The sequence below is a fragment of the Carnobacterium sp. genome, assembly GCF_032094055.1.
Taxonomy (GTDB): Bacteria; Bacillota; Bacilli; order Lactobacillales; family Carnobacteriaceae; genus Carnobacterium_A.
This window is the reverse complement of sequence record NZ_DAMDAK010000067.1, coordinates 6906-14149: the sequence shown is the minus strand read 5'-3', so window position 1 is coordinate 14149 and position 7244 is coordinate 6906. Positions and strand designations below refer to the sequence as shown.

The 7244-nt window shown below is 36.4% G+C and carries 8 protein-coding genes and 1 pseudogene; 7 read left to right on the top strand and 2 right to left on the bottom strand.

Annotated elements, in window-relative coordinates; translation table 11 throughout:
- Positions 1-171: 171 nt before the first annotated feature.
- Positions 172-294 carry a hypothetical protein gene (locus RT405_RS10075; RefSeq protein ID WP_313469458.1) on the bottom strand — a complete coding sequence of 41 codons (123 nt, stop codon included), beginning with the start codon at positions 292-294 and terminating at the stop codon, positions 172-174.
- Between RT405_RS10075 and RT405_RS10070 the strand changes: the two are divergent.
- Positions 274-885, top strand: a pseudogene (locus RT405_RS10070) (PTS transporter subunit EIIC); the annotation flags it as partial. The gene RT405_RS10075 and the pseudogene RT405_RS10070 overlap by 21 nt on opposite strands.
- Before the next feature lie 175 nt (positions 886-1060).
- Positions 1061-1777: a GntR family transcriptional regulator gene (locus tag RT405_RS10065; protein WP_313469456.1), complete on the top strand. Its 717-nt coding sequence runs from the start codon at positions 1061-1063 to the stop codon at positions 1775-1777.
- A 52-nt stretch (positions 1778-1829) separates the two neighbouring features.
- Here RT405_RS10065 and RT405_RS10060 read toward each other — a convergent pair whose 3' ends face one another.
- Positions 1830-2585 (bottom strand): exodeoxyribonuclease III, encoded by a 756-nt coding sequence (locus RT405_RS10060; protein ID WP_313469454.1) that lies wholly within the window; start codon positions 2583-2585, stop codon positions 1830-1832.
- Between the two features lie 139 nt (positions 2586-2724).
- Between RT405_RS10060 and RT405_RS10055 the strand changes: the two genes are divergently transcribed.
- From RT405_RS10055 to RT405_RS10035, 5 genes are all read left to right on the top strand, one after another.
- Positions 2725-3645: a Gfo/Idh/MocA family oxidoreductase gene (locus RT405_RS10055; protein WP_313469452.1), complete on the top strand. Its 921-nt coding sequence runs from the start codon at positions 2725-2727 to the stop codon at positions 3643-3645.
- Between the two features lie 176 nt (positions 3646-3821).
- Positions 3822-5198 (top strand): potassium transporter TrkG, encoded by a 1377-nt coding sequence (locus RT405_RS10050; protein WP_313469451.1) that lies wholly within the window; start codon positions 3822-3824, stop codon positions 5196-5198.
- Positions 5199-5211: 13 nt separating this feature from the next.
- Entirely contained in the window at positions 5212-5883 is a 672-nt protein-coding gene (locus RT405_RS10045; protein ID WP_313469449.1) for a TrkA family potassium uptake protein, read from the top strand.
- Between the two features lie 165 nt (positions 5884-6048).
- The gene (locus RT405_RS10040; RefSeq protein WP_313469448.1) at positions 6049-6858 is read left to right on the top strand and encodes a UDP-N-acetylmuramate dehydrogenase; all 810 of its coding nucleotides are present in this window, start codon (positions 6049-6051) and stop codon (positions 6856-6858) included.
- Positions 6859-7063: 205 nt separating this feature from the next.
- Positions 7064-7244 (top strand): helix-turn-helix domain-containing protein (locus tag RT405_RS10035; protein ID WP_396163675.1); only part of this gene is annotated, 181 nt, incomplete at its 3' end.

The following is a 7244-nucleotide window of genomic DNA, read 5'->3' as shown; positions in this document are numbered from 1 at the left end:
CATCTAATTTTTCAGGAATGATATATTCATATACAAATCCATCTTCTTCTGTAATTTCGTAGCAGTTTGTTTTCTTGATGAATTCTCTTCCTTCTTCAATTGTGTCAAATAATGCTAATTCTGTTGCTTGTCCATTTTGATTCAATTCTAAAATATACATTTTGTTCTCCTTTATAACTTGATTTTGAATGTTACGTTTTCTTCTTGTGTTTCAATGATTGCATCGATTTTGTAATTATTTAATAAATTTCCCACGATATACAACCCAAGTCCATTGCTGTTTTCTTTGTTCAATTCTTATGGTTCTTTGGTCTTCACGGACAAATCATTGTCAATTCAGTGATGGATCCAATCTGGAATACATTGATGTTAGATAATTTAGATGCATTTAAAGTAGGAGATGCTTTACCGCATATCGTTACAAAACCATTTATGGAAATTTATACGGTAGGAATGGGCGGATCTGGCAGCACTTTAATGGTTGTCTTATTGATGTCCTTCATTATGAAGAGTAAACAATTGAAAGATGTCGGCCGCTTAGCTTTAGGACCTGGAATCTTTAATGTAAATGAACCGCTTATCTTTGGAATGCCGTTGGTATTAAATGCTTCTATTTTTATTCCATGGGTGTTAGCTCCAATGGTTGTGACTGCTTTTAACTACGTCATGATGGCCACACATATCTTCCCAACACCAACAGGGGTTTCTGTTCCTTGGACGGTACCAGTGATCATCAATGGAATCATGGCTACCAATTCTTTCATGGGCGGTGTGCTTCAAATCATTGATATGGCTTTGATTGGTGTTATTTGGTTCCCATTCTTGAAATTGGTTGACCGCACTAACTTAAACCAAGTTAACATGAACGAACCTGAACAAGCTTAATCTAAGCGTACGAAAAAAATAAGCGGTCAGTCATGAGAGACTGGTTGCTTATTTTTTGTTATGCAGCGATCGAAGGAAGGATAAACGCTAAAATAATCAAATTAACGTGGGGAAAAGACTAGTCTTTTTAGAAAGGATGAGGTATGATACTCTTTGAAACCTAGGAGGTGTTCAGATGGTAAAATATGAAACCATTGCCAACGAAATAAGAAAGCGAATACTAAAAGGTACGTACCCCATTGAATCCCTTATTCCTGACCAAATTAGTTTAGCTAAAGAATTTGGTGTGAGTCGTATGACGATGAAAAAAGCGCTCGATATTCTTGCGATGGAAGGGTTGATTTATCGACAACGCGGTTCGGGTACATACGTCATGAAAACAGCCTTACTGAATCGGCAAGATGCACTCGTGAATGAATATGAAGGGTTGACTAGCCAATTAACTGAACACGCTGTTACGAGTAAAGTGATTGAATTTAATGTAGAATTTCCATCAGAAGAAATTATGGAACATTTGATGTTAAAAAAAAATCAACCTGTGTATAACTTGATTCGCTTGCGGATCGTAGATGGCAAGCCATATGTATTAGAACACACCTATATGCCGACGGATCTAGCTGTAGGACTAACAGAAGAAATTCTTGAAAAATCTATTTATCAATATATTCATGAAGAACTGAACTTGTATTTTGGCGGAGCGTTCCGTAAAATCCATGCGGATAAATCTTCTAAATACGATCAAGAATATTTGGATTGTAAATCAGATGATCCAGTATTAGAAGTAGAACAAGTTGTTTATTTAAAAGATGGACGTCCTTTTGAATACTCAAGAAGCCGACATCGTTATGATACCCGCAGTTATACTATCTCAGATATCAATAAAAGCAACTAAACAATAAAGTACCTCAACCAATTATATGAATGATTGAGGTACTTTTGCTTATTTATTTATTTAAAATCAATTCAACAGGACAATGATCAGAACCCATAATAGTTGTATGGATTTTTGCGTCTACTAGTTGATCTTTAAGTCGTTCAGAAACGCAAAAGTAATCAATCCGCCAACCGGCATTGTTCTTACGCGCATTAAAGCGGTAACTCCACCAAGAATAGACGCCTTCGACGGTTGGGTAAAAGTACCGGAACGTATCAATAAATCCTCTATTCAATAAAGCTGTAAAACTAGCACGTTCTTCATCAGTAAATCCTGCATTTTTACGGTTTGTTTTCCAGTTTTTTAAATCAATATTTTCGTGAGCTACATTTAGGTCGCCGCAAAAAATAACGGGTTTTTCATTGTCAAGTTCACTTAAATAATCAGAGAAAGCTTGGTCCCAATCCATGCGGTAATCTAGACGAGCTAATTCGCTCTGAGAATTAGGAGTATAACAAGTGACGACGTAATAATCAGGGTAGCTGAGCGTAATCACTCGGCCTTCTGTATCGTGTTCGTTTTTTCCAATCCCATAAAAAACATCAAGAGGCTTGTGCTTAGTAAAAATAGCCGTTCCAGAATACCCTTTTTTTTCAGCATAATTCCAGTAATCATAGTAACCGGGTAATTCTAAATCAATTTGGCCTTCTTGCAGTTTGGTTTCTTGTAAACAAAAAAAATCTGCATCAAATTCATTAAAAACATCTAAAAAACCTTTTTTTACGATGGCACGCAGACCGTTCACGTTCCAGGAAATAAATTTCATTGCTACCACTCCTCTAAAAATAATATGACACTATTATTGTACACGAAGAAGAAAAGATAGTACATTTAGAGAGAAGATTTGCTGAGCTTGTTGAGTATTTGTTAAACTGATAAATAATAGAAAGAAATGAGGAATGAACATGTTAAAAGTAGGAATCATTGGGTTAGGGAGTATTTCACAAAAAGCATACTTGCCGGTTATGATGGCGATGCAGGACAAAGTTGAATGGCACCTTTATACACGCGATCAAGAAAAGCTGCAAATAATTGGCGAAAAATACCGTGTTTCAAATTTGTATCCTTCTATTGAGTCGTTGATAGAAAGCGGGATCAAAGCAGCATTTGTACATACCGCAACTCATACACACGCTTCTATCATCAAACAATTGTTAGAACATGGCATTCATGTGTATGTCGATAAACCGATTAGTGAAGAACTGACAGAAGTAGAAGAACTAATGGCATTAGCGAAGCAGAAAAACCTTTTGCTCACAACAGGGTTTAACCGTCGTTTTGCTCCAATGATCCAAAAATTAAAAATGGTTCCGGACAAAAACATGTTGTTTGTTCAAAAAACAAAACCGAACAGCAGTGGAACAGTAAAATTTGCTATTTATGATATGTTTATTCATGTAGTGGATACGGCACTGTATTTACTGGATGAACCCGTTATTCAAACTTCTTATCAAGTAACAGAAGAAAATGGCGAATTAAAAAACTGCGTAGCACACTTAACAACGAAAACCACCAGTTGTATTGTTTCGATGAACTATGTATCGGGAGCGAACCATGAATCTGTCGAAGTCCATTCTCCGACTGGAATGCACCGTGTTATTAATTTAACCGACTACCAAAAGGATGTGGCGGGTGTTAAAACAAATGAAACCTTTGGCGACTGGGAGCCTACGCTTGAAAAAAGAGGATTTGCTTCTTTGATCCGTTTATTTTTAGATGCCGTTCAATTAGGTGGAAATCCTGTATCTCCTCAATCAGCCTTGTTGTCACATCAGCTATGCGACCAAATCGTTAAAGGAGAGGAAAGTGCAAATCTTTATCAGTAAATAAGAAAGAAAGCAGAACGAAAACTAGTAAGTAATAGGTTGGAAAAGAAGGCTTGACGAGTTTTCTTTTTCTTTCATTTAAAAGCAGAAAACTCATGAATTTCTCTTTACTTTTCAGTGATTGAGATTATAATACATTCATGCATCTAAGAATTTAGAGGAAGAGGTATTAAATCATGCTAGATAAATTCAGAAAATTGTCGATATCGACCAGAATAGCTTTGAGCTTTGCTTCAGTTATTTTTATTGGTTCGTTATTTTTGTCTTTGCCGATTAGTAGTTTAGCAACATCACAATCTAGTTATTTTGATAATTTATTTACATCGGTATCAATGGTATGTGTGACAGGGCTATTTACTTCCTCGGTAGCTGAATCCTATACTCTCTTTGGACAAATTGTTTGTATTGTATTAATGCAAATAGGCGGACTCGGATTGATGACGATCATTGCAACTATGGTCATCCAATTAGGAAAGAAAATCAGTTATTCTGATACCATGGCAGTAAAAGAAGCACTGAACCGTGATCAATTAGGAGACTTTAAGACGTATTTGTTGTCTATTGTTAAGTATACTTTTATTATCGAAGGAACCGGAATGTTATTATTATCGTTGCGTTTCGTCCCCGAATTTGGCTGGGCCAAGGGATTATTTACCTCTTTATTTTTGGCTGTTTCAGGATTTTGCAATGCCGGATTTGATAATATGGGAACTGTAAGTTTGCAAAATTATGTTCATGACCCTCTAGTTAACTTAGTGATTGCTTCATTAATTATCTTGGGCGGAATTGGATTTTCAGTCTGGTTCGATGTATCGCACAATGTGCATTCTATTATTAAAAACAAAAAAAGACTTAATTTTAAAAAGATGTATCGCCTGTTGAAACCCCACACAAGACTGGCTATCAACATGTCACTATTGCTGATTGCTATCGGAACGATGATGTTTATGGTAGTAGAATGGAATAATCCTAAATCAATTGGAACCTTTACGGTTGGACAAAAAGTACTTGCAGCTTTTTTCCAAACGATTACCATGCGGACGGCTGGATTTGCTACCCTTGACTATGCAAACGTCTTGCCTTTTTCACTGTTGTTTTTTGTGTTTACGATGTTTATCGGAGGATCTCCCGGCGGAGCTGCTGGAGGAATCAAGACCACCACTTTTGCACTAGTATTATTGTTGATCCATAATGAGCTTAAAGGACGGCGTTCTATTAATTATGCGAGACATACTATTCCAGAGGATACCATTCGTCGGGCGTTAATCGTTGTAGTTAGTTTCTTTACTTGTCTAATGGTAGGAGTCAGCATTTTGCTTTTGGTTGAAGACCAGCCGTTTCTAAATTTACTATTTGAAACAGTTTCTGCTTTGGCAACGGTGGGTGTTAGTGTGAATTTAACACCGGAGCTTTCAAAAATCAGCCAAGTTGTATTAATGCTATTGATGTTTATCGGTCGGATAGGACCGATCACGATTTTCTTAAGCCTGGTTAGACGGAAACGAAAAGGAAAAGAACAAGTCTATGCCAAAACAAATATTTTAATTGGATAGGAGAAGTTATAAAATGGCAGCAAAAACAATTGGTGTATTGGGGTTAGGAGTTTTTGGCTCTTCTATCGCCAAAGAGTTAAGTGAGTTTGACTGCGAAGTGATCGCAGTAGATTTAGATTTAAATAACGTTGAACGGATGGAGCCTTACGTAACAGAAGCCATTCAAGGAGACATCACAGATTTAGATTTTCTTAAGGATATCGGTTTAGAAAATTGTGACGTTGTAGTGGTGGCGACCGGTACCAGTCTAGAAGCAAGTGTTTTAGCTGTAATGAACTGCAAAAAGATCGGAATCAATCCAATTATTGCAAAAGCTAAGAATAAGATGTTTATGGAAGTTTTAAATGCTGTAGGAGCAACTACTGTTATTCGTCCTGAAAAAGAAATGGGAGAACGAGTAGCTAAAAACCTACTAAGACGTCACATTACAGATATCGTGGATTTAGATGACCAATTTGCGGTAATTGAATTTTGTCCACCAAAAAGATGGGTAGGACGGACACTAGAGGAACTGAATTTACGCAAACGCTACGAAATGAACGTGATCGGAATTAGAAGACAACCAGAAAAAAAATTAGACGTTTCTTTTGGACCTTCCTACATTATTGAAGAGACCGATATTATCGTAGGAATTGCTGAATCTGAAGTGTTTGAACGGTACGATTACCTGAACAAATTAAAATAAAAATGGATTGTCCAGTATATTTATTACGCTGGATAATCTTTTTTTGTAGTTTTAAGGAGTTGCAAGATAAATTTGAGGTAAGAATTGAAGCAAATGCTATTCAAATGAGCAAGTAACATGTTAGAATATGCAGTAGTAAATCAACAGTGAGAGGATCATTATATAATGGCAATAGCACAAATAAAAAAAGAATTTCCAAATTCAATTATTAAAGAAAATGAACCATTGTCGCTTTATACGTACACAAAAACAGGTGGGCCAGCTGATATCCTAGTATTACCTAAAGAAAAAGAAGAAGTCATTGCATTGGTAGAGTGGATCAATCAGCATGAATTGCCGTTAACTGTATTAGGAAATGCCAGTAATTTAATTGTCAAGGACGGCGGTATTCATGGAGTCGTAATGGTACTGACAGAAATGAATGAAATCACGATTTCTAAACATCGGATCGTATTTATGAACGCAGGAGCGTACGGTGGCGAGGTTAGCGAAGTTATTCAGACTGTAACGGTTTTAACGCGTGAGGGAGAAATAAAAGAACTGAAAAACGAAGAGTTGGATTTTCGTTACCGGCATAGTGCCATTCAAGAAACCCACGATATCGTGTTGGAAGTTGAATTTCAATTAGAAAAAGGAAAACCAGCTGAGATCAAGAAACGCATGGCTGAACTAACATTTTTAAGAGAATCCAAACAACCACTAGAATATCCCTCTTGCGGAAGTGTTTTTAAACGACCCACTGGTTATTTTACAGGAAAGCTGATTCAAGAAGCTGGTCTGCAAGGCAGAATTTGGGGAGGCGCTCAAATTTCGGAAAAACACGCCGGCTTTATTGTGAACATCAACCATGCGACAGCGACCGATTATATTGAGCTGATTGCTTACATTCAACAAGTTATTTTAGAGAATACAGGTGTTGAGTTAGTACCGGAAGTTCGGATCATCGGAGAAGATGTATGGGTGGAAACAAAATAAGTTAGTGAAAAACCAAAAACAGTTTTGCTGTTTTTGGTTTTTTTATTGCTTTTACTAAAAAAAAAATTATAATAGAAAAGTATTAGTAAACTTAATGTTTACTGTTAGATAACTTTAACGGCTTGTTGTTTACTATCAGTAAACTCATAATTCTTAACTATCGCAAAAACGCTTTATTTAAAGTTAAAAAAGGGGGCGGAAAAAGATGGAAATCGGCAAGCGGATTAAAAACTTACGTATTCAGAAAAATTTTACACAAGAGGAATTAGGGGAACGGACTAATTTGAGTAAAGGATACATTTCTCAAGTAGAACGAGATTTGAGTATGCCTTCAATGGAAGTCTTTTTCGATATTTTAGAAGTGCTGGGATGCAGTCCTAAAGATT

What these genes read in the sequence shown, in the direction of transcription:
- RT405_RS10065 (WP_313469456.1), top strand. Translation starts at nt 1,061, where the DNA reads ATGGTAAAATATGAAACCATTGCCAACGAAATAAGAAAGCGAATACTA.
- RT405_RS10060 (WP_313469454.1), bottom strand. Translation starts at nt 2,585, where the DNA reads ATGAAATTTATTTCCTGGAACGTGAACGGTCTGCGTGCCATCGTAAAA.
- RT405_RS10055 (WP_313469452.1), top strand. Translation starts at nt 2,725, where the DNA reads ATGTTAAAAGTAGGAATCATTGGGTTAGGGAGTATTTCACAAAAAGCA.
- RT405_RS10050 (WP_313469451.1), top strand. Translation starts at nt 3,822, where the DNA reads ATGCTAGATAAATTCAGAAAATTGTCGATATCGACCAGAATAGCTTTG.
- RT405_RS10045 (WP_313469449.1), top strand. Translation starts at nt 5,212, where the DNA reads ATGGCAGCAAAAACAATTGGTGTATTGGGGTTAGGAGTTTTTGGCTCT.
- RT405_RS10040 (WP_313469448.1), top strand. Translation starts at nt 6,049, where the DNA reads ATGGCAATAGCACAAATAAAAAAAGAATTTCCAAATTCAATTATTAAA.